Raw genomic sequence first — 20,552 nt, 5'->3', positions numbered from 1 at the left:
CGCTCCCTATCTCCCTATATCCCAGGTTCGGCTTGAAAAGCGGAGCCAGTGGAGACAACCAGCCGGCTGAAGCCGGGCGACGGCACAAAACGAGCAAGCGTGAATTAGTGTTTGCATCGCGACCAAATGAAAATACCGCATCGTGGCAAGAAAAAATTAACTTCGATAGTAATTGATGATTTGATGATTATCCAGCGATTTCCTTAATTTGAGCGCTAGTAAGTCTCAAATTCTCCCCACTGGGAAGATTTACCGTCAACTCAAATTTTGCATCCAAAGCGTATAGATAAGCGACAAACTCGTCCCAAGTGTGGGGATAGTTGCAATTTTCTGCCTGTTTTACCCATTTTTCATCTTTTTCGATTTTTTCAGCAATTTCCTTATGGCTGAGATTGCTGGAGTTAAACAGAAAATATCGCAATCTTGATTACAACTGGCAATTAGGCAATGACCAAAACTGGGGAATGTTACGAGCATATTGTTACGCTAATAAATTATTATTAGATTGTCTTCAGACCCAATGTTATGTCAGTCGTGAAACTAGAGAATATATTCTAGAAACATTGCTGTTACCATTTAATGAAATTAAAACAAAGATGGAGTTAGAGCCTTGAGGAATGCCGAGAACGGTTGAGCAAGAGCAAAAGCAATACCCATCCAAAACTCTTTGGCAACACTTTCTGTAAAACTAACTTAAAAAATAAAACCCCACGTGTGAGGTGGGGGGTTTCTCTTGTTGGTACTAATGTACTATAAAGTGACGAAGTTGACAAGCGATTAGGGTAAAGATTGAAACCTGTAGGTGATCGCTGCCAGTAATAGTCGGATTTATGGTAATGATTAGACAAAAATCACACTTATAGCTGCTCTAAATCACAATTTTCTATCTGGAAAATTACTATTCGAGTTTGAAGATATTTGTAGAAATTGAAAATTGAGGTAACGACAATGACTTTTAATTTAACTGATGCCATTCAAGTTATTCTGATTGCTGCTGTCGCTAGCGTAGTGTTGTCTTCTGGTATTTACTGGACATTACCTAAAGCTAAAAAGGCATGAGGGAGTTATAGCATTACAAGAGCGATCGCTCATGCATGAATGCACGGTATAGTCCCAGACTCTCTTCCTAGTCACTTCTACACGAGAGTGGCGTGTTGTGGTGTAGCTTGAAATATGGTTAGCAAACGCTACTTGCATTTCCAATATGAATATCAGGATAAATAAGCTGCTAAAGCCGTAGATGAGGATGTAGAGAATTGCGTCTAGTATCTCTTGCATTGTTTTAAATTTATGTTTTGATCGACTAATAAATAGTAATTTTGAAGCAAGTGAATGATATGAATGCTTTAAGGAATTTTTTCTAGTTGTAATCTTGAAGATACTTTAATTTTTTGATATCAAATAAAAGTGGTTTGATTTTACTCAAACCACTTGATAATCAATTGTAGAAATTGATAGGATATGTCTGTGTTTGTTTGCTTATTTTATTAGGGCTTATGCTCCTAGTTGTGGTTTATTTATTTACGATTTATTTTTCCACCTGATTGGACTTTAAACCGTACCTGCTTACCGATAGTTATCTCAGCAACATTGCTGACATCTTTACCAGATTTGTAGGCTTCGAGGATTGCTTGATTATTAGCTTGGTACTTGATAGTTATAAACTCCGAAGGAAAATCTTCATCATCTACTTCTACTAATAAATTAGCTACTTTAGGCGGGTTGTCCCTAATTTCAATTACCCTTTCCTTGCCAATATTTTTATCAGAGATAAGACCTTTCTCGTGCAACCAAATAAGGGTACGTTTGATTTGCGATAACTGGGTTTTTCGACGCTTGATTATCTGGTCGTGGAGTTCTACTACCCGTGCTTTCCTCTCTTCCCATACCTCTAGGTCAAGATTTAACTGGTCAACTACCCAAGCGATCGCATCGATTTTGGTTTCGATGCTATCCTGAACAGCCATAAGGTTTTGTACGAGTTGTTCGATTAAACCCTCTTCTTGTGACTGTGTAGCCTCTTCAATTTGAAACCACAGTTTAGCAGCATCGAGGGAAAGTTCTTTGAGGGTAAGCTGGTTGATTTCTTTTTCAATTGCTTGAGTCATTTGTTTTACTCCTATTTATGGGAAAACCAGCAGTGGTGGAATACTGCTGGTTCAAAGAGAGAATTTGAAATTGTTAGCTAGCCGCGACAGAAGCCACATCTCACCTGACGGAGGTGTGTGGAGTCGTCACTAGTTGTATCTCATATGGTAGTAGTTAGCCGTTTCGTAAGCCTTAGCTGCTTGGAGTTCGAGATACTCAAGTTCTTGGGGACTAATAATTTGCGTTTGCTGCTGTTTTGGTTTTTTGGTAAATGGTTTAGAATTAACTACAGTATTCATTGCACAACCTTCATTTAGAGCATGAAAGCTGTGCGATAGCACTTGTGCTGTTGTTTGAATAAAAAGGGAGAATGATGGTTTGTTATTCCCCTTTTAAATACTAAACTAATGGGAGAGTTGACTACTAAAACTGGTTAAGACGTCAATACCAATTTTGGTTTTGATTTATCGTTTATATTAGACTTAGAATTAATAATTTTTCTATACAAATTGTTCAGGTAGAGCGACGCACAGGTGTATAGATTTTCCCAAATTTCTTGATTACGGTTGATTTCAACTCCTAAAGACTTGCCAGCAACATATTCCTTTTTTAGATATTCGCAGAAGTGTTTCTCCCAGAGGTGTTTGATTAGCCCTTCTGAAAATTCCTCAAAGGGCATAATCCATTGATATTCCTTGTCTAGGAATACTCTAAATGCAGCTACTACTGGTAGGGCTAAATCTCCGGGTGCACCAAATCCAAAGGAGTATTTACTATCGGGGAGAAGAGTATTTTTTTTGGTGTCAATGCTAGCTAAATTGTTTACCCCTTTGCGGCGGGGGTTTCTCAGATATTCGTCAATGATTGTGTAAAGGCGTTGTTCAATCCACAGGGCAGATGTTAGTAGGTGTAACAGTCGGTTAATCCTTTCCTTTTCTGTTTCGTTGATCTCACTGGGTGTTTTTAAACTGGTTGGGTGTTTTCCTCGTCTTTTGTCACTATCTCCGTTGTAGCGATTGCAGTCCAAACAGTTAAGCAGCTTGAGGATGTGACCTATTGAGCAATGGGCATTTTTTGGTATTCCGCTTTGGTTTTGGTAGTAGCGAATGCGAAATTTTCTTTTTTCTTTTGATTCTAACTGGGCTATATATGTTTTGATGAAATCATAATCGCCGCGAGTGTTGATGCGCGAACTGGCATCGACTGGGGCGTTGGTATTGGCAGCGAGGGCAATATCTCTTACTTCTTTTTCGGTTAACCCGACGTGGATTGTTACTTTAACTCGTACCTTTTCTAGATTGTATTTATAGGCTTGAGCTTTGCTAAACATCGCTACACTGTTACCACCGTTAGCTATACCGTAGTGGCTGTATCCCTCACACTCCTCTAGGATTTCGATTTCTAACTCGCCTTTGGCTACTTCTGTTACTTTGTGTGCGGAGATAATTATGCCACTATGTTTCTCTACAAACTTCTCTGGCGCTACAAATAAGCTATCAAGGATTTGCTTGCAAATCGAACTATTTGGGTTGGGTTCTCTGACGTTAGCTGATAGTGGTAAGTCACATGGGAAATTTGCAACCTGCGCTATACCTACTATGTATTTGGTTTTTGGCGTGCTTATAAGTTCGGTATGGTTATCTACCAGTAGTTTGTAGATTTTGGGCATAACAGCTTTTTTCTTATTAGGTTTAGACTGCTTGCCTTACTTTTACCATGAAAACATTGACATCCCTGCTATTAGAAACTCAAAAGCCTCCCCCTTTCCTTGAGAGCGCCTTTCATTTAGTTTGATGCCATTAGTTGCGTCTTGATTAATTATTAACTGTGGGTGGTAAGAGCCATAGGAGCGACTTCACCCGACACCAGATCTAAGGGGAAATTGTGAGCATTACGCTCGTGCATTACTTCGATTCGCGGGAGCTGATTCCAAGGGAATTTGTCGCACTAAGAATCCTTCAAGCTGGAAGATGTGCATCTTGCTACGCACCATCTGCTAGTTTGGGGGTTTCACGCTTTATTCTTAGGTAAACTAGTTTTCATTTGATTTGGTAGGAATCTTTGCTACTTTAGAGTAAAAAGGAAGAAAAGATATGCCTAACGTTGAAAAAATTAGTGTTGCCTTGATGCCAGAAATGGCTGCTTTTGTCCGTGATGCTGTGGAATTTGGTGAATACGCCAGCAGCAGTGAAGTTATCCGCGAAGCACTGCGCGACTGGAAGCAGAAACGCTTGCTTCAGTTACAGAATTTTGATGAGTTGCGTCGCCTTTGGCAGGAGGGCATTGATAGTGGATCTGGGCAGTATGGCAGTATTGATGCCATTAAGCAAGAAGCACGCAGGCGCTAAAACGAAGCAAAGTAATCTGCTTACCTCCTGCCGTACCCTGCCAATGCCAAGCGGCGAAAAAACTGCCTAAACCAGTCGTGTGGCGATCGGATTCTCGAATTGTCCCATAATTCCCCTCATCCATGAGTGCCATCGCACTTCTTATGGGTACTTCCGCATCATCGCTCCCATCGGAATTTGTGTCATTATGTAACAATTTTGCAAAACAATGACAGTATGATGCCAAACCTTTTACAATCAACATATCGATATCAAAATTGATATCAAATGGCTGAACAAAAATCCCCACCAAGTGAGATGATCCGCGTGCCCGTTCCACTAATTGGGGTGGTTCGGCGGCTATCCAAGCTACATCGGCAAGGGCATACAATTGCCTTGCTACAAGCCTTAGAGGAATTACTAGGAGAATTTGATAGCAAAAATGATATCGATGTCACAGCAGGCAGTAAATCAGTCAAACAGCTAGAACAGAAGCTCTTGAAACTCGAATCCCATCTTGCCGATCAAGGCTCCTCGATGGAAACAAAACTTGAAGCTATCACCAAAAAATTGGAGCTAATCGAACGGGCGATCGCTTCTGGGAGATTGGGCAACAACAAAGGGCGAAGACAAGCATACCCCTACCAACAATCCCCAGTTGAACTACAACCCAGGACAAACGAAAGTCTTGCCCGAAGACTCGGTGTTAGCCCCCAGGGTCTGGCCGCTGAAAGAGAAAACAACAGCGCCAAAGAATTTTTGAGTTGGTCGCGCAACCGCGATCCGATGAGTGTCGCTTGGGAATGGAACGCTTCGGATGGACTATACCACCCCCAACGCTAAAGGATGTCTCTCCAACACTCATCTTCTGGACACTCATCTTCTGGAAGCTTTATATATAGGGACTTCCAGCCATTCGTGCGCCATCGTGTCGCACCTAATTGAGAAAACTGTATGCTACACCAAAGAAATGTTGGCACTGCCATGCTTTACCTATGTTTGCTTTTTTTACGCAGTGCGTGAGAAGTCCCAACACGCCCAACATGGTGAATGTACTTTGCAGTTGTCGCCGGGGAAGCGTGGCCCAAATCTGCTTGCAAGTCAAAATCAGAAGCTCCATTTTTCTTAGCCAGCGTTGCGTGGGTGTGTCGCAAAAAGTGGGCGCTGAACTTAATTCCCGCACAAGCAGAAATTTCCTCCATCATCAGTCGCAACCCGCGATCGCTTAAAGGTTTACCTCTGTCCCGCCGACTGGGACTAGGAAACACCGGCTGATCGTTGCTGGCATCCCCACGATAATCCAGTAACACCGCACTAGTTTCCGGATCGAGACTAATAGTTCTGGTTTTATTTCGTTTCCCCGTCACAGTTAACAATAAACAATCTCCATCCTCCCGAAACTGCCGCCAAAATAACCCCGGCGTAATTATGCGCTTACCATAATCAGAAGTTTGCCGGGCAATTTCTCCTGCCCTCACCCCACTGTAAAAGATGAGAGTAAACAGCAACCAGTGCATCTTATTAGTGTTGTGTTGCAAGTCTACTGCCATCGCCGCTTTTTCCAACTTAGCAATCTCGCGTTCCGAGAGAATGCGCTCTGCAAGCTTATCATCCCACTGTATGCTTAAGTCCTTGCCCAAGTCGATAGCAAAATAACCAATAGAAGCTCTAGTACCCCACTCCCACAAACTTTTAATCGCTGCCGTGTATTTAGCCGCAGTATTTTTACTAATTCCATAAGTATTTTTCTTTCCCCGTACTGGCTTTTCATCCTTGAGCCAAGCCAGATAAGCGTGTAGATGGAATAACGTTACCATCCTCAAATCAGATATCCCAAACCGCGACTGCATATAATCGACAAGCTCATAACCAATTTGCCGATATGCCCGTCGCGTTTGGTCGCTTTTGATAGTGACAGAATGCACCCATAGCTCAATTAGCTGTTGTGTCGAATTAATTTTCTGGCGGTTGGGAAAATAATAATCCACAAGCGCAACACGAGCTTCATCAAGCGGTAGAGTCACCACCTCCACAGCAAGTGATTCCACGCTTAGTACGGGTAAATTTTCCATAATAAAATTCCCCAACCCCCACTGATAATTATGATGCCGAGAATCACAATTCCCGGTATCTTTATAATAATTCTTTCCCAAGCACCACAAAATTACTCATTGAAAATAATCTATATCGTATATCCGCGGATATCCCGTATGCGATGATGGTAGTGGGGAAAGTTGGGGAAGTAGGGGGAGATAGGGAGGTAGGGGGAGTGAGTAAATATGAGAACTCAAAGCAAATGGTTAAAGAACTGGTTAGAAAGCATCAAGATTTAGAAATTTACAAGATGGCATTTGATACGGCGATGCAAATTTTTGAATTATCGAAAAAGTTTCCTGTGGAGGAAAGGTATTCGCTTACCGACCCTCCGGGTACCCTGCGGGAACGCCTCCGGCGTACAGCAGTCGCTCATGGGGGAAACCCCCAAGACCGCGCTGCTTCATCAAATTCGTCGTTCATCCCGTTCTGTGTGCGCGAATTTAGCTGAGGCATGGAGGAAGCGTCGATATGAGGCAGCATTCGTCGCTAAATTGAATGACTGTGAAGCAGAAGCAGCCGAAACTCAAACCTGGATAGAGTTTAGTGTTAAATGTGGTTACTTGAATGTTGAGATTGGTCGAGAACTCTACGGAACCTATAACCAGATTTTGAGTGGATTAGTCAATATGATTAATCATTCTGAATCTTGGTTAATGAAGCACTAAGGGACTTGCAAGTAAATAACTATTCCATCGCTTTTGAAGCTGGGGGAGAAAGAGCATTTCCTCCCTATCTCCCCCTACTCCCCCTACTCCGGCTACTTCCCCCACTTCCCCTACTCTTCTCAGTTCTCCACAACAAAAGCGCGAGGGACTGGTGGATTATCCGCAGATAAATATAAAACTTCTGTCTGAAGAAGACCGGGAGTTGGTGAAGCAGGCCAAGCAGCGTGCTGAGGAGTTGCGCCTCACTTTTAAGGAGTTTGTACTGGATTGTATTAGAAATGCACTTGTGGAAGAGAGTGCGGATGGTGTAAGTGCAACTGCTACTGAAATTGAAGCTTTGAAAGCTCAAATCACTGCCTTGTCAGAGAAAGTGAGCATTCCTTCTGCGACCAAAACGGAAGTGCATACCCTCCAGGAGCGGTTAAATCAATTACGGGTGGGGATTTCAAATGAAATTAAGAAGGATAGGGAGCAACTTGCTTCTTTAACGTTGGCGATCTCCCGACTTGAAAGCCAAATTGAACAGCTAATACCTTCCTTAAATCTTCAAGTGGATGGCGAAGGTAATGCCGACAGTGATAGCGATTGGCTTTTTGGGGAAGGCTCCGGTGGTGTAGGAGGAGAAGATGTTGGGGGTTTTTGAATGTGCCCAACTCATGGAGGGCGATCGCTACTTCTTCAAAATATACTTTACAAGCTAGTAAGACAATGTATTCATACTATCCATTGCAGGTTTAAAATTGTTTAAACAAAAGCAGCATCAGTAGCATCGCTTTTATAGTTGACTTGTACTAAGTCAGAAATTAAGAAAAATTTTTAGTAAAAAATTATTGTTATCTTGGTATGACTGACAGAAATTACAAATGGGAACGGTTTTGGTACAAAGCAGGAAGTGCAAGTCGTGTTAGACCAGTTACTCTCAAATTACTGCTTGCAGAGTATCAAGATGGTAACAAGCAACTTCCCTCTAATCAAGCAGATCTTTACTTAAAAGGCTGCCAAAGGCTTTGTAGAGAGCGAACGGAACTTCGCCAACAACTTATTAAACTTGATGAGCATCAATGTCTGGCTGTAGCAGCACGTATAGCCGCTATCTCAATTTTTACGGGTCGCCCTGTTATTTGGAAAGGAATAGATTTAGATGCTATCCCTGATAGGGATGCCACCATAACTGTTGAAGAATTAATTGGTGGCAATGAGTATTTTGAGAGAAACGGCTTCAAAAACGAAATTTCGGTAGATAAAGATGCTGTAATAGAAACTTTATCTAAAGGGTTTTTCACACGCTACTCTAATGATTCTGCTGATAAGCTTGTTTGGACACATCAAAGTTATGCTGAATTTTTAGCAGCTTGGTATATTAAGCAACAGGGTTTGGCTTTACCCCAGGTGAAAAGTCTCTTATTTCATCCTGACGGCAGACTTGTTCCTCAGTTACATGGAACAGCAGCTTGGGTTGTATACCTAATACCTGAAATGTTTCAGGAAATTATAAATTCAGACCCTGAAGTTATACTTAAGGGAAATATTAATACTGAAAGTAATGAAGATAGATCTAAATTAGTTACTGCTATTCTACAACTTTGTGAAGAGAATAAAATAGTATCTTATGATTTACCAATTTTAACTTATGGAGCTAAATTTTATCATCCAAATTTATCTCAACAACTCAAAGCTTATATTGAAGGAATAAATCAAGAAAATGAGCTCAGGAAGTTAGCCATTTATATTGCTAGAGTTTGTGAATTAAAAGAATTACAATCTATAATTTTATCAGTTGCTCTTGATTTTTCTCAATCTATGGAAGTTCGTCAAGAAGCAGCAAAAACTATTTGTAGTATTGCCGATGAAGAAATAAAAGCCCAGCTTAAACCTTTAATAAACGAAAATCCAGAAGATGAACTGGATACATTGAGAGGTTATGCTTTAAAAGCCACCTGGCCTAAATACTTGTCGGCAACAGAATTATTCAGTGTAATTACATTTCCAAAAAAGTCTAATTCATTCGGAGCCTACGAAAATTTTTTGACTCAGGATTTAGTTAAAGACATTCAACCGAATGATTTACTAATAGCATTAGAGTGGGTTAAAGAACGACAAATTTGGTTTAATCAACAACTTAGGTTGATTGACGAAAGTGGAACTGGAAAAGGGTTAGATTCTTCATTTCGTAAACTTATAATTTCTTTAATAGGTAAGGGGTTTGAATTTATTGATTATCCAGGTGTTATAGAGTCTCTTGCTGAGATAATCTTAACTGCAATGTTTGAGTATCAAAGAATTGGCGGAAGTCATCTTGAAAAGTTGTTTGAATTGGGGTTATGGAATGATGATGAAAAACGCTATAAGCTTTTAGTAGCTATATCGGATCTACTCGTCAATGGAAGCATTCCATTTTTGCAAATATATTTTTTAATTTTGGCAGTGAAAGCAGGTTCGTACAGCTTTCTAAAATATACATTTTTTAAACTTGAATACTCCTTGATAAATTCCAACTTAATTATTGATAATCCAACTTTATATACTAAATTTTATATTTTACAAATTATTACTAACAAAGATTTTTTATGGTTAATAAATTCTTGGAAAACAGCTATTATTACACAGCATAAAAAAGTTTGGTTTAACTTTTTATTAAAAGTATTTAACTTACAAAATCGTGACCATGTAGAACAAATATTGTTATGTATTATAAATGACAATATTCCAGAATTCAAAGAAGCTTTTTCATTCTATATTGATCCAATTGAACTGGATTCAGAGCAAGCAAAGTCCGCTAGAAATTATTATTACAGGAATTTGGAGTTAGATGCTCAATATATAGAGAAAAACAAAACCCAACAAGCAGAGATATCATTAAAAGATATAATTATAAATATCACTCAATTATTAGACGAAGCTCTAGATAAAAATTTAGATGCTTGGTGGCAATTAAACTATTGGATATCTTATAAGATAGATAATGAAAATTTCTATTTATTAGAAGCTGAGGTTGACTTAGAAAAATTACCGATCTGGCAAGAGCTAGATTTTATAATTCGTTCAAGGATTATAGAAGCCGCAAAAAATTATGTTTACAATCAAATCTCAGATGTAGAAGCATGGATGGGAAAAGCATATAGGAGCGATTAGAGAATAAACTTCAGGATAATGAAACTTTACCTGTAACTGAATTGTGGAGTAAAGTAAAAAGTGGTGTACTTAAAAAATTATTTCTCACATTTATAAATCCACTATATAAAGTATTTCAAAATCTTGAAGCTACCATTAATAACCAACAAAATGAAATTCTCAAAGAAGATTTATTTACACCTAAAGATGAACATGACTTGTCTTCTTGTGTAAAAAGATACTTAGATGATGAGCTAAAACCATTAGGTATTATTGTTAGTCGTGAAGTCGAGATTAATCGAAAGGATTATGTAGATTTGCGTATCGATTGTACTTCACAATATGGTAATTATCAAACCATTGAAACTTTTAGTGTGATTATAGAAGTTAAGGGAACATGGAATAAAGAACTTAATTCTTCAATGAAAGAACAGCTTTTTGACCGCTATCTTAGTGATATCAGTTGTCAACATGGAGTTTACCTTGTTGGTTGGTTTAACTGTGATAAATGGAGTAAGCAAGATTATCGTAAATTAGACGCTCAGAGATATACAAAAAATTTCTCAACCCTTGAAGCTGCGAAAAACTACTTTGAAATAGAAGCTAAAAAAATATCACAGCCTAACAAAAAGGTTAAGTCTTTCGTACTGAATGTTTCTCTCCCCTAGTTAATTGACGAAAGTAATAAGCATAGGAGGAATACTTAACCTGTAGCTGAAAGCATCCGATTTTTATAATTTGTTCACACTTTGTACCCCCGTTATTGCATCTCATAGAACTGAACAGCTATTACAAAAATCCGACAATAAAACAAATAAAGTGGCAGCGGCAGAAGGACAGAACTGAAAATAGGAGTGTATTTGAGAGAGTTGCTGCGATCGGGCGCAGCCCATGCACAAAAGAACTACCCTGGCTATGTCCCCAGACTTCTCTTGAATGTCAACATTTATTACATACTACACATAATACTCAAGCAAGGTAAGGATTGGGGAAGATACCAAAGTGCATATATGTAGGGCGGTTATGATTCGTGTCCAGGCAACGAGCTTGCTATCTTCGCCCCAAGTTAATAATTTCAGAATACTCAAGTGGATTGACATTACCAGTGAAAGATAGCTGATCTGGTTCACCCAGATTTAACGTACATTGAACCCAATCTACCCGGTCTACTATACGGGAACGCAGTCGTCTGACCAAAGCACTCCATGATTCAATGTTACCCGAGTCTGAAATTGCCTTAATCTCAAGGAGTTCGTGTGTATTCAGCAGCACTGGCTCAGCCAGTTGCACACAATAGGGCGACCGAAGTTCGGTAGTAAAGCTAATGGAATAGCCCTTGATATCGCATAACTCATCTGCCGCTCTGTCAACACGTACAACAGCTGTCACTTGTGATGCACCAAGAGGTTTATTTGTTGTCATATTACGAAGTTGGCTCGGAAAAATGCAGATGTTTTCTTGCGGTGCATTCAATTCCCTGTCAGAAAAACACACTAAAGCGTAATGGCTTTGCTTTTTTCTGCCAGAAGGCAAAGACGCACGGCTAGTGATGAAACAGTGAATTGGTAATTGTCGCGTCTGTCCTTGTACGTCAACCCACGCGTTCCACAAGACCACTTCAGTTGGTGACACATCAATGGGCTTGGGTTTGCTAGGCATTGGCGAAAAAATAGCACGCAAAGACGCTGTGTCACGGGCAGCGACTCTGGCATTTTCACCCAATGACTGACCAACTCCCCATAAGAAGTAACCGCTACCTAATTGCCGTTCCCACTCCTTCCTACGAATAATAGCTGTCAACTCTTCGCCAGCCTCGGTTCCCATTTTGGTCCAACAGAATGTCGGCGGTAGTTTATTTATTGTCATAGGCATCTCCAAGTGCCTAGATCATATCACCATCCTATTCAATACAAATTAATGTATTGGTTTATAATAACTAAGGTAGAAAATAATCAAACTCAATTCATTAATACAAAAGCTACTATCTCATCTAAAAGCACACAACCTTTCTTCAAGCGAGATGGCTTTGCTAGTGGTGATGAGTAACTGCCAGTTTCACGGTTCAGCGTTCTGTTGGGCAACATCAGTGCATTACTCAGTTATTCATCTCTTATGCGCTGTGGTTATTAAAAAATTGAAAGGGCTAAACAGAAAAAAAGATGACATAGCAGGAGATTCACTTGACTACACCTAATCGCCAGATTGACATGATCTTTGGATCGCTTGAGTCTGCTGGCTTCCCGCGCAGTCTGCAAAATATGTTGCTGCCCGAGTGGGTAACCACAGAAGTGCTATCAGATACTGCCGCTTCATCGGAAATCGCTACAATTCTTGCAAAGCGATTGGGTCTTCGTGCGGCTCCTCTTTTCGCTGCAAGCCCGCGAGTTGAATCGCTTCGGCGACGTGACATAAAGTATAAACGTTCGATTCCGAACAAGTCGAAGAACTTGAAGGCTGCATCATCAATTGCTGTTAGCGTTGCCGAATCTGTTGCATCGGCTTGTCCAGTGGAATTTAGGTTATTTGGAGACAGAGCAGACGTGCTTCGCCAAGAAGTGCTTTCTTCGTTTCCAGGGAACTGGCTAGGTCTGAGGAATTTGTTGATGACCTGCTGGTCACACGGTGTACCAGTAGTTTATTTGGCAGAGCTTGGCAAAGATGTGGCGAAGATGGATGGTATGGTGGTTTATACCCACAGCCGTCCGGTCATTATTTTGTCAAAAGCGTCGTACCTTTGGGCATGGCAACTCTTTATCTTAGCCCACGAAGTCGCCCATTTGGCGCTTGGGCATGTGACTCCTGGCGAAATATTGGTCGATGAAGAACTGAGCGAAGACTCGTACGCTTTGAAGGATAACGACTCCGACGAGCGCCAGGCAGATATGTTCGCGATCGAGTTGTTAAACGGTAGGAAAAACGCGACTTACACCGTGTTAGACAATCGAGTCAACTTCAGAGAACTAGCGGAATCGGCATTTCAGTTTGGTAAGGCACACTATATCGATCCTGGACACATTGTGTTAAATTTTGCCAATCACACCGGAAAATGGGGAGTTGGTAATGCTGCTGCGAAGCTCCTGCAAGGTGAGAATCCATCTGCGTCAACTGTCATTAACGAAGCGATGTGGCGAGAGATCGATACTGAAGCACTACCACCGGACACCATAGAGTTCCTTGGTAGGATTACTGGTTCATACAGTAGGTGAGGTTGCTTATGGATCGGCTAATTCTGATCGATAACGATGCCTTACTTAAACTTGCGCGTTATGGGCTGCTTGATGAGTCCATAGCTCTATTTGGTTGTGTTCCCACCAGTGTGCGCGTACTTGCGACCGCAAAATATTCGCTCTTTCCTGCTAAGAATCGCTTGCGTTTCTGTAAAGATGAAGAGAGTGCCGCTAGGCTAGAAGCATTCCTCAGAAGTTCTATACCACTTGACGCTGGAGCGGCTGACCCAGATCTATTGGATGCGCTGAATGCTGTTCAGAATATCGATGCCGGAGAAGCCTTGCTGCTTGCAGTGGGCGCTACTGACGAGAACACACTCGTAATCACGGGTGACAAGCGTTCTTTGACAGCGCTTTGTACTAATGATTCTGTTACTCAGATCGCCAACGCACTGGTAGGCCGTGTGGTGACTATGGAGGTACTTTTCTCATACTTGGTTGAATACCAATTTGCCCACGTCCAAGATTGTGTGAGATCCAATCCAGATGTCGATATAGCACTGAGAATTGTGTTTGGTGTCAGTAATCCCACCTCTTTCGAGTCAGTACAAGAGGGGCTTTCTTCATACATCAAAAACTTGCGTGCTGTTACAAGAACTCTGTTATATGTGCAATCCAGTTAATTAATTCTTCAGAAAAACTGCATACGGTGTTTTCACACGAGCGACAATTTCGATACGCTTCACAGTCTGTTCATCCGGTGTAACTGGCAGATCATGAGGTGCGTAGAGAAAGCATCCTTTGTCCGCTCGGCCAACCAGATACTTATCAGCCTTGCGCCCACGGCTAGGACCGACTCCAACCTGTAGTTCGCCCAGATCCAAGTCAAATTCCTTTACTCTAAGCTCATCTAGAACCAAAGCGTAGCGTGACCCGCGGACTTCTATACCCTTGGGAATCGGCTGCCAATTAACACCATCGTCCGAGTACTGTTTAGCAATTTCTGGTGGGGCAGCATGTCTAGAGTTCATCTTCTGCATAACAATGAGAACTTCGTTGCCACTTTTTTCCACCTCTTTCGCAAATGGTTGAACCATAGTCAAGGGATGGCAAGTATTACCGCCATAGCCCCAGAAAATTGAACCCGTTTCTTCAAATTCGCGTTGTTTACGTTTGATAATGTCTTCAATATTCTCTTGCGCGTGCAGCCCAACTTTCATGAAAATGATTCCCGCTTTCTTCATCGTATTATCCATTTTCCACCTCAAGCTTTTCAAGTATGTAGAGTTGATCTGATTCTCTTTCTGTGTTCAGTGTTGGGCGCTCACGTACGTATCGAAAGCGCAACGGGGAACTCTTTCCATAAAAATTCTCCAGTCTCGCTGACTCAAGAGGTTCCGATGTTATCTGCATACAACTAGGGTCAATACGACGGAATAGACACGAACATGAACGTAGATCAGGTGCGTCGTCGAGATGATAAAGATGTAACTGTGGCAGCAGTTCGGATACTACATATCCAAGTTCAAGTGCGCGGCGTTGCGTATCGCGTAATACTTCCTGTGTCCATAGTAGATCAGGGTCATCTGCTATAACGACGATACCTAAGCTTTTTTCTTTAGTTGCTTGACTGCCGCGCTCAAAAAAAGCTATAACACTTTCTCCATCGTTACTTGCACCCCAAGGTGGATTGATGTGAAACCCATCGTATGCACCAAAATGCTCTGGGGGCAGTGCTTCTGCCACGTTATAAAGGTGTGCAGAAATCTCAATTTTGGGTTGAAGTTTCTCACCGAATCGTCGCACGGAATTTACGATCCGCTCATCAAAATCAAGTAGAGTAATCGACCTTGGCCCATAATTAATGACATTTTGGGCTTTTAAATGAGCGGCGGACAGTGCAATTCCATCACCGTCCCCGACAAATACGATATCCTTGTTGTCAAAAACACGAGCTACGTACTCTGCTTGGATCACCATATCGGCGACCTTCATGTATATTTGGTCGAACTCGCGAATAGGGGCAGGTCGGTTCTGGACAACGTCTGAAATTGCATTGATCGCTTTTCGCAGGTCAAATTCCATGCAAGCCCCCAAAGAGTGCTCTTGTAAAAAGCAGATTGCATTTTATATTAAAATGCAATAGAGTTCGCCTTCAATTGCAAGTTTGTTTACTCAATAATCGGCGATTGTCTATGGCATAGTACGTAAGCTGCATCTGCTATATTATTTGCTACATCAATCATAACAATACAAAAATTTTTTGCCATTGTTTAGGCTATTTTTCTGATTTATCAGATTTTTTGAGATTTTTTACCTTAGTAAAAAGCTTTTCTTGGTGGGAACTTAATCATTCGCTTGTTGCTCAATATTTGTACTCGCAGTATCATCCGCCAGCGCGATTATAAGGTATTGCCGTCCTTGTGGAACTGCCCAAAGATGGTGCAGCCTTTTTGCAGCGATTTCTGCTATAAGTGTCATTGAGCAGAGGTCTTGAAAACTGCTCTTTCTCAGTGCAGTCCCCTTTTAGTTATGACAATGGTTCAGCTTCCGAGGTATTATTTGCTTGCGCGAAACTAGCCATTAATATTGCAATTGCAGCTTTTTCCCAATAATTTTGTGTGGCTGAGTCTGTGTAATACAAGAAACCACAACCTTAACCATACTGAACATCAAACCAATAATGGGATTTACGGCAGATACTAATGCTATTTTTATGCCGAAGATATGGCTAAAGATGATTAAAAAATAAAGATTAGTCATCTTCATTATTAAAATCTGCTGATAGTCCAGGAATCCATAAAGTAGTTTCTTGCGGTTTTAACCTTCTTTTCTTAGTTGTTTGATTTTCCCTATTTATTTTTTGATCGCTATCGATTTTATTTACTTTTTCAAACCTATTTGTTAGTCCAGGAATCCATAAAGGTGTATCTCTGGATTTTATAATCAAATCATCATTTTTTATGTTTCTTGATTGCGTTAGCTTTTTTTGTCTAATAATTTTAATATCTTGTTCAAGTCTTTGTTGAATTAAAGCTTGCATATAAAGAGGTATCGTGGCTGGATTAGTTTGGGTAGTTTGTAAATAAAGTTTTTCAAACGTTATCCCATCTTCTTCTTCATATACAAGCTGCATTAGCTGTTCAGCTAAATCATCTATACAATCATTTAGATTTTGCTGAGAAATATTATATATGCTCAGATTATGTTCATAATACTCAAGTTCTCTAAAGCCTAAACCATAAACACCATAATGATATTGATATTCTAAGTTATTATATTTAAATAAAGTTCGTTTCATAACTTCTAAGGCTGTTGAATTACTAGATAAATGAATCAAATAGTACTCAACTGTCTTAATATTTTTCATAATTGCAAATGTCCAAGCATATTTAACATTACCTTCTTGCCTATATAGTAATAAACCTTGATTTCTTAAATAAGCTTGCCTGTTACGAAAATCTTTTTGCTCGGCTAGATCTGTATAGTATTCATCTGCTTCAAATTCATGAAAAAACTTTTTATATCTATCTTCCCGCCTAGTTAATATCCTTACCAATCCAGAAAGCATATGAGTTAATAAAACTTCAGATCGACCAAGTGATATTATTTCTCTAACAACTGCTGGCTGAATGTCTAATCCAAAAGGATCTAAAAAAAAGAACGAATAGCCTCGTCTTACTCGGATTATATTAAGGCATTTATCTAATTCGTTTAGAAAATTATTAGTAATTATTTGACATTTGCCTGATACCAGATAATGCTCAAAACCTGCTTTTTTAAGTTGTAATTCTAGACAAGCTGTGTGTTCTATGTTATTATCAATAAATATAAAGTTGATATCAGGATTGTACCAAGGTTTTCTTTCTTGAACCTTTAGTAGACCTTCCTCAACCATCCTAATCATTCTTATGGCTGATCCATCCCAATACTGTTCGCCATCCCTATATACACCCCCACCACAAAACCCATCTATTAATGTAAGTTTCTCAGGACCGAAAACACAGTGACCACAAATTACTTCTATCCAATTTTTTATATATTCTTGTAAAACTAAGTGTTTACCTTTGGCATAAGCAGGTATATCTGGAATTTCTTTCCCGTCAGCACTCCAACTATATTTCTTTTTTCTAGACATTAATTTGATTTCCTTAAATATTACTCAATAGTTAACAGAGATTATACTAATTTTTATATTAAAGTTAATTTTTACAAGATTTAAAATTATTACGATTATTTCTAAACTAAGACAGTTAAATATGACTATTACTCAAGGCTCTGAAAATATTGCTAATCCTCTTCAGAAAAGCGCCCTTTATAAGAAAGGGTTATGTGATTACGTAATTAACGTAGCATCAGGTTGTATTCATGGATGCACTTTTTGTTATGTGCCTTCTACACCAGTAATTAGAGCAAGGCAACCTTATCTCAAAGACAAAGGTGTTAATGATCCTCAAATGGATTGGGGAAAATATCTTTTTATCCGAAAAGACCTACCCGAAAAATTAGAAAGTTCATTGGTGAGCAAAAGAGTATGGCATGAAACTCCCGCTGGTAAGGGCGTGGTTCTTCTTTGTTCCGGCACTGATCCTTACCAAAACAAACAAACAGCAGATATAACACGTATGGCTGTTGAAACTTTATTGAAGCATAACAAAAGAGTTAGGATTCTTACTCGTGGGCTCCTTTGGCTAAACGACTTAGACATTCTTGTTAATCCTAATGTCACAGTAGGTATGAGTATACCATACTTAAATGATACACTCAGTCGCCAAATTGAGCCAGGTTCTCCTCCACCTTCTCTCCGGTTCAAAGCTCTTTTGGAAGGTCGTAAAGCAGGATGTAGGCTTTATGTTGCAGTTGCTCCAACCCCTCCTCAAATAACGCTAGAAGATTTCATTTTTTATCTAGACAAAATATTAGAGATAGAACCAGAGGTTATGTTCTGGGAGCCAATCAATGCAAGAGGAACAAATGGAAAAAGAATGTTGGCAGCAGGTCTAGACTTTATTAAACCTATTATGACTAAAAAAACCTGGGCGAAACATTTTATTGAGCAATGGGAAGCTTTTGAAAAAGCTGCTAATAGCACTGGATGTTTAGAACGCCTACATATATGGCCTGACCAAGAACTTACAGGATTTGTTGATTCAAAAATTTTAGAGTATTGGTGGTACAAACCAACATCTGAGCATTGGTCTGACTACGAAAATCAGGAGGATTTAACTAACTTGAGGCCATCCATAACATAGTTATTCTTTATAAAATTTGTTGCAATTTAAGTATTAATTGCAGAACTTATTTCAAGTATAGCCGCAATTATGGTAATTGTTGGTAGGCACTAGATATAGCAACCCTAAATGATTCATGAAAAAAACTATATTCATGAAGCTTAGGGAAGTTAAATATTTGACCCTGTAAGTAGGTAGGCACAATTTAACCAAACTACGTAAACTTATGTAAAGCACCAAAAAACCTTTAAATCTAAGCTTTTAAGCGATTTACATTTTTTAATATAGTTGTGTTTTTTAGCGCCTACCTACTTACTGATAGCTCAAATAAGCTCTTGACGACAGAGAAACAATTACAGAAAAAATAAAACTCTCGAATCAGTCTTTTTCCTTGCAACCAGATATCTCAATGATTTGCTTGCTATTTGAGTCTTTCTACCAAAAGAGGATGCTCCCGAAACCAAGCAAGTAGTGTTCGTTTTTAGCCTGCCAGATATGACAGGCTATAGTCGATTCAATTTAAGGCTGATTTAACTAGCGACGGACGCTATTTCAGGTGAGAATAATTTGTGATTTTCAATGGCATATTTATAGCTAAATAATCCATTGTTTGACAAGAAAAATTTTTCTTCACTACCCGATATCTTGAGTACTGTGATAACACATGGCGGTTGAATATTGTTATTGCGAATGAATTTCCTTGCAGTTGTACAGGTTTTTTCTTGATGGTTCTGTTGATAGCAACTAAAGCTTGTAACCTTGATAGCAAAACTTTCCCACTTAATTTACGTCTTAAATGGTATCTACCTAGTTTTTGTCTAATTCTTTTTGACATTTTGCACTCTCCTTAATAATTGTGCATGGTTTTTATATCTTTTGAGTTGAATTTCAAGCTGACGGGCTTCTTGTTTACTTGAAGTCTTCCACACATGGACAATTTTGAATTCGATGCCGCGTTTTATCGCAGCACGAGTAAATGCTGCTCCAGACCCTTGTAAGGTATCTCTATCACTGTGGCGAAGGTGATTTATTAGAAGGGACTGTGATGTTGTTAGTAGTATCTCCCTTGCTGGCACTGGCAGGATTTTACGACCCTCCTTTCAGAATCAAGGCGGAATCATCCGTAGATCTGGTGCTAAATGATGGAGAGGAGTTACTACGTGGACGGATTGACGTATTGGTGCTACAAAATCAGTTTTGGGTTGTGGTGTTGTAGTCCAAAAAAACTACGCTTTCAGTTTGGTCGGCTTTACCGCAAGCACTGGCTTATCTGATGGCTAACCCCCATCCCGATAAACCTGTGTTTGGTATGGTGACTAATGGGGACGATGTTTTGTTTATTAAATTGACGCAAGCAGAAACTCCTCAATATGATCTGTCAAGAGTTTTTGCGCTGTTTACATCGAAAAAAGAACTGTATGAAATTTTGCAAATTCTCAAGCGTATTGGTGAGGCGATCGCCTGTCAACGAACTGTAGAACACCGCAACCTTGCTTGTTAAATAACCTAACCCAAGGCGTTGTGTTTCTCTTTGAATAAACCCTAGTAAACCTTTCGACGGCGCACGTTATAAAGATAGTGGTGCAATAAGTCGGGACTGACTGCCAAGATGTTGGGGGGATTGGGAATAAACAAGCGTTGCCGATCGTTGGCTGGTGTATCTCCTGTCATTAATGCGAGTTTAAGACGATTGTTGGGCATTGCCTTCACCAGCGATCGCAATTTTCGCATTTGGTCGAGGGCTAATGCCTTGAGTGGAAAAATATCTGAAGGGGGGACGAAGCAGCCTAAAAAGCTTGGAGTGTAAGGTGGGTAGCGTTTTGTGATAAAAAAAGGTAGGTCTAGTTTTGTCAAGAATACTTACTT

Annotated in this window: 24 protein-coding genes and 3 pseudogenes; 12 read left to right on the top strand and 15 right to left on the bottom strand. The window is 39.9% G+C overall.

Annotated elements, in window-relative coordinates; all coding sequences use genetic code 11:
- The first annotated feature begins 32 nt into the window (after nt 1-32).
- The gene (locus tag UYC_RS39260; protein ID WP_157787703.1) at nt 33-176 is read left to right on the top strand and encodes a hypothetical protein; all 144 of its coding nucleotides are present in this window, start codon (nt 33-35) and stop codon (nt 174-176) included.
- A gap of 11 nt (nt 177-187) precedes the next feature.
- Here UYC_RS39260 and UYC_RS0100280 read toward each other — a convergent pair whose 3' ends face one another.
- On the bottom strand, nt 188-421 hold the full coding sequence (locus UYC_RS0100280; protein ID WP_016877642.1) for a hypothetical protein: 234 nt from the start codon (nt 419-421) through the stop codon (nt 188-190).
- Between UYC_RS0100280 and UYC_RS40275 the strand changes: the two genes are divergently transcribed.
- Entirely contained in the window at nt 321-614 is a 294-nt protein-coding gene (locus UYC_RS40275) for an NACHT C-terminal helical domain 2-containing protein (RefSeq protein ID WP_392408695.1), read from the top strand. The two genes, UYC_RS0100280 and UYC_RS40275, sit on opposite strands and share 101 nt — an antisense overlap.
- Before the next feature lie 903 nt (nt 615-1,517).
- Here UYC_RS40275 and UYC_RS0100270 read toward each other — a convergent pair.
- From UYC_RS0100270 to UYC_RS37320, 4 genes and pseudogenes are all read right to left on the bottom strand, one after another.
- Nucleotides 1,518-2,108: a siphovirus Gp157 family protein gene (locus tag UYC_RS0100270; protein WP_016877640.1), complete on the bottom strand. Its 591-nt coding sequence runs from the start codon at nt 2,106-2,108 to the stop codon at nt 1,518-1,520.
- A 129-nt stretch (nt 2,109-2,237) separates the two neighbouring features.
- Nucleotides 2,238-2,387 carry a hypothetical protein gene (locus UYC_RS38700; RefSeq protein WP_016877639.1) on the bottom strand — a complete coding sequence of 50 codons (150 nt, stop codon included), beginning with the start codon at nt 2,385-2,387 and terminating at the stop codon, nt 2,238-2,240.
- 134 nt (nt 2,388-2,521) lie between these two features.
- Entirely contained in the window at nt 2,522-3,757 is a 1,236-nt protein-coding gene (locus UYC_RS0100260; RefSeq protein WP_016877638.1) for an AIPR family protein, read from the bottom strand.
- A gap of 152 nt (nt 3,758-3,909) precedes the next feature.
- Nucleotides 3,910-4,002 (bottom strand): annotated as a pseudogene (locus tag UYC_RS37320) (photosystem II protein D1); the annotation flags it as partial.
- Between the two features lie 179 nt (nt 4,003-4,181).
- On the opposite strand from UYC_RS37320, the gene UYC_RS0100255 reads away from it, so the two are divergent.
- Nucleotides 4,182-4,436, top strand: coding sequence for a type II toxin-antitoxin system ParD family antitoxin (locus UYC_RS0100255; RefSeq protein WP_016877637.1), 255 nt, complete (start codon nt 4,182-4,184; stop codon nt 4,434-4,436).
- On the opposite strand, the gene UYC_RS35155 is transcribed toward UYC_RS0100255, so the two are convergent.
- The gene (locus UYC_RS35155; RefSeq protein WP_040431938.1) at nt 4,411-4,680 is read right to left on the bottom strand and encodes a hypothetical protein; all 270 of its coding nucleotides are present in this window, start codon (nt 4,678-4,680) and stop codon (nt 4,411-4,413) included. The two genes, UYC_RS0100255 and UYC_RS35155, sit on opposite strands and share 26 nt — an antisense overlap.
- Before the next feature lie 23 nt (nt 4,681-4,703).
- On the opposite strand from UYC_RS35155, the gene UYC_RS0100250 reads away from it, so the two are divergent.
- Nucleotides 4,704-5,258 carry a hypothetical protein gene (locus UYC_RS0100250; protein WP_016877636.1) on the top strand — a complete coding sequence of 185 codons (555 nt, stop codon included), beginning with the start codon at nt 4,704-4,706 and terminating at the stop codon, nt 5,256-5,258.
- A gap of 146 nt (nt 5,259-5,404) precedes the next feature.
- Here UYC_RS0100250 and UYC_RS0100245 read toward each other — a convergent pair whose 3' ends face one another.
- Nucleotides 5,405-6,487, bottom strand: a complete 1,083-nt coding sequence (locus tag UYC_RS0100245) for a tyrosine-type recombinase/integrase (RefSeq protein ID WP_016877635.1) — start codon at nt 6,485-6,487, stop codon at nt 5,405-5,407.
- 224 nt (nt 6,488-6,711) lie between these two features.
- On the opposite strand from UYC_RS0100245, the pseudogene UYC_RS35150 reads away from it, so the two are divergent.
- From UYC_RS35150 to UYC_RS0100225, 4 genes and pseudogenes are all read left to right on the top strand, one after another.
- Nucleotides 6,712-7,177, top strand: a pseudogene (locus tag UYC_RS35150) (four helix bundle protein).
- A 151-nt stretch (nt 7,178-7,328) separates the two neighbouring features.
- Nucleotides 7,329-7,820, top strand: coding sequence for a hypothetical protein (locus UYC_RS0100235; protein WP_016877634.1), 492 nt, complete (start codon nt 7,329-7,331; stop codon nt 7,818-7,820).
- 200 nt (nt 7,821-8,020) lie between these two features.
- Nucleotides 8,021-10,309, top strand: a complete 2,289-nt coding sequence (locus UYC_RS0100230) for a hypothetical protein (RefSeq protein WP_016877633.1) — start codon at nt 8,021-8,023, stop codon at nt 10,307-10,309.
- A gap of 41 nt (nt 10,310-10,350) precedes the next feature.
- On the top strand, nt 10,351-10,956 hold the full coding sequence (locus tag UYC_RS0100225) for a hypothetical protein (RefSeq protein ID WP_016879181.1): 606 nt from the start codon (nt 10,351-10,353) through the stop codon (nt 10,954-10,956).
- Nucleotides 10,957-11,338: 382 nt separating this feature from the next.
- Here the strand turns inward: UYC_RS0100225 and UYC_RS35145 are convergent, their stop codons facing one another.
- Nucleotides 11,339-12,154: a hypothetical protein gene (locus tag UYC_RS35145; protein ID WP_235083059.1), complete on the bottom strand. Its 816-nt coding sequence runs from the start codon at nt 12,152-12,154 to the stop codon at nt 11,339-11,341.
- A gap of 92 nt (nt 12,155-12,246) precedes the next feature.
- Complete coding sequence (locus UYC_RS39800) at nt 12,247-12,372, bottom strand: hypothetical protein (protein ID WP_268744020.1); 126 nt, start codon at nt 12,370-12,372, stop codon at nt 12,247-12,249.
- A 96-nt stretch (nt 12,373-12,468) separates the two neighbouring features.
- Here UYC_RS39800 and UYC_RS0100215 point away from each other — a divergent pair, with 96 nt between their 5' ends.
- Nucleotides 12,469-13,494 (top strand): ImmA/IrrE family metallo-endopeptidase, encoded by a 1,026-nt coding sequence (locus UYC_RS0100215; RefSeq protein ID WP_235181594.1) that lies wholly within the window; start codon nt 12,469-12,471, stop codon nt 13,492-13,494.
- An 8-nt stretch (nt 13,495-13,502) separates the two neighbouring features.
- Nucleotides 13,503-14,138 carry a hypothetical protein gene (locus tag UYC_RS0100210; RefSeq protein ID WP_016877628.1) on the top strand — a complete coding sequence of 212 codons (636 nt, stop codon included), beginning with the start codon at nt 13,503-13,505 and terminating at the stop codon, nt 14,136-14,138.
- Here UYC_RS0100210 and UYC_RS0100205 read toward each other — a convergent pair whose 3' ends face one another.
- The 4 genes from UYC_RS0100205 to tcmP form a co-directional block, all read right to left on the bottom strand.
- On the bottom strand, nt 14,139-14,711 hold the full coding sequence (locus UYC_RS0100205) for a hypothetical protein (protein WP_016877627.1): 573 nt from the start codon (nt 14,709-14,711) through the stop codon (nt 14,139-14,141).
- Complete coding sequence (locus tag UYC_RS0100200; RefSeq protein WP_016877626.1) at nt 14,704-15,540, bottom strand: bis-aminopropyl spermidine synthase family protein; 837 nt, start codon at nt 15,538-15,540, stop codon at nt 14,704-14,706. Before UYC_RS0100200 ends, UYC_RS0100205 begins: the two co-directional genes overlap by 8 nt.
- A gap of 261 nt (nt 15,541-15,801) precedes the next feature.
- Entirely contained in the window at nt 15,802-15,936 is a 135-nt protein-coding gene (locus UYC_RS39795) for a hypothetical protein (protein ID WP_016877625.1), read from the bottom strand.
- 274 nt (nt 15,937-16,210) lie between these two features.
- The gene (tcmP, locus tag UYC_RS35140) at nt 16,211-17,593 is read right to left on the bottom strand and encodes a three-Cys-motif partner protein TcmP (protein ID WP_016879179.1); all 1,383 of its coding nucleotides are present in this window, start codon (nt 17,591-17,593) and stop codon (nt 16,211-16,213) included.
- 121 nt (nt 17,594-17,714) lie between these two features.
- Here tcmP and UYC_RS0100180 point away from each other — a divergent pair, with 121 nt between their 5' ends.
- Nucleotides 17,715-18,707 (top strand): SPL family radical SAM protein, encoded by a 993-nt coding sequence (locus tag UYC_RS0100180; RefSeq protein ID WP_016877622.1) that lies wholly within the window; start codon nt 17,715-17,717, stop codon nt 18,705-18,707.
- A 509-nt stretch (nt 18,708-19,216) separates the two neighbouring features.
- On the opposite strand, the gene UYC_RS40270 is transcribed toward UYC_RS0100180, so the two are convergent.
- Nucleotides 19,217-19,363, bottom strand: coding sequence for a DUF3155 domain-containing protein (locus UYC_RS40270; protein ID WP_392408706.1), 147 nt, complete (start codon nt 19,361-19,363; stop codon nt 19,217-19,219).
- Nucleotides 19,364-19,683: 320 nt separating this feature from the next.
- Between UYC_RS40270 and UYC_RS40120 the strand changes: the two are divergent.
- Nucleotides 19,684-20,187 (top strand): annotated as a pseudogene (locus UYC_RS40120) (type I restriction endonuclease subunit R); the annotation flags it as partial.
- Nucleotides 20,188-20,228: 41 nt separating this feature from the next.
- Here the strand turns inward: UYC_RS40120 and UYC_RS0100165 are convergent.
- Nucleotides 20,229-20,540, bottom strand: a complete 312-nt coding sequence (locus UYC_RS0100165; protein WP_016879178.1) for a hypothetical protein — start codon at nt 20,538-20,540, stop codon at nt 20,229-20,231.
- Nucleotides 20,541-20,552 lie beyond the last annotated feature (12 nt).

The sequence above is a fragment of the Chlorogloeopsis fritschii PCC 6912 genome (genome assembly GCF_000317285.1).
GTDB lineage: Bacteria > Cyanobacteriota > Cyanobacteriia > Cyanobacteriales > Nostocaceae > Chlorogloeopsis > Chlorogloeopsis fritschii.
This window is presented reverse-complemented; position numbering and strand designations above follow the sequence as displayed.

Coding starts and splice junctions, on each gene's coding strand:
- tcmP (WP_016879179.1), bottom strand. CDS start 17,593: ATGTCTAGAAAAAAGAAATATAGTTGGAGTGCTGACGGGAAAGAAATT.
- UYC_RS0100230 (WP_016877633.1), top strand. CDS start 8,021: ATGACTGACAGAAATTACAAATGGGAACGGTTTTGGTACAAAGCAGGA.
- UYC_RS39800 (WP_268744020.1), bottom strand. CDS start 12,372: ATGTTGCCCAACAGAACGCTGAACCGTGAAACTGGCAGTTACTCATCA.
- UYC_RS0100245 (WP_016877635.1), bottom strand. CDS start 6,487: ATGGAAAATTTACCCGTACTAAGCGTGGAATCACTTGCTGTGGAGGTG.
- UYC_RS0100250 (WP_016877636.1), top strand. CDS start 4,704: ATGGCTGAACAAAAATCCCCACCAAGTGAGATGATCCGCGTGCCCGTT.
- UYC_RS0100260 (WP_016877638.1), bottom strand. CDS start 3,757: ATGCCCAAAATCTACAAACTACTGGTAGATAACCATACCGAACTTATA.
- UYC_RS35145 (WP_235083059.1), bottom strand. CDS start 12,154: ATGACAATAAATAAACTACCGCCGACATTCTGTTGGACCAAAATGGGA.
- UYC_RS39795 (WP_016877625.1), bottom strand. CDS start 15,936: ATGACACTTATAGCAGAAATCGCTGCAAAAAGGCTGCACCATCTTTGG.
- UYC_RS35155 (WP_040431938.1), bottom strand. CDS start 4,680: ATGTTGATTGTAAAAGGTTTGGCATCATACTGTCATTGTTTTGCAAAA.
- UYC_RS38700 (WP_016877639.1), bottom strand. CDS start 2,387: ATGAATACTGTAGTTAATTCTAAACCATTTACCAAAAAACCAAAACAG.
- UYC_RS0100180 (WP_016877622.1), top strand. CDS start 17,715: ATGACTATTACTCAAGGCTCTGAAAATATTGCTAATCCTCTTCAGAAA.
- UYC_RS0100255 (WP_016877637.1), top strand. CDS start 4,182: ATGCCTAACGTTGAAAAAATTAGTGTTGCCTTGATGCCAGAAATGGCT.
- UYC_RS0100270 (WP_016877640.1), bottom strand. CDS start 2,108: ATGACTCAAGCAATTGAAAAAGAAATCAACCAGCTTACCCTCAAAGAA.
- UYC_RS0100200 (WP_016877626.1), bottom strand. CDS start 15,540: ATGGAATTTGACCTGCGAAAAGCGATCAATGCAATTTCAGACGTTGTC.
- UYC_RS0100205 (WP_016877627.1), bottom strand. CDS start 14,711: ATGGATAATACGATGAAGAAAGCGGGAATCATTTTCATGAAAGTTGGG.
- UYC_RS0100210 (WP_016877628.1), top strand. CDS start 13,503: ATGGATCGGCTAATTCTGATCGATAACGATGCCTTACTTAAACTTGCG.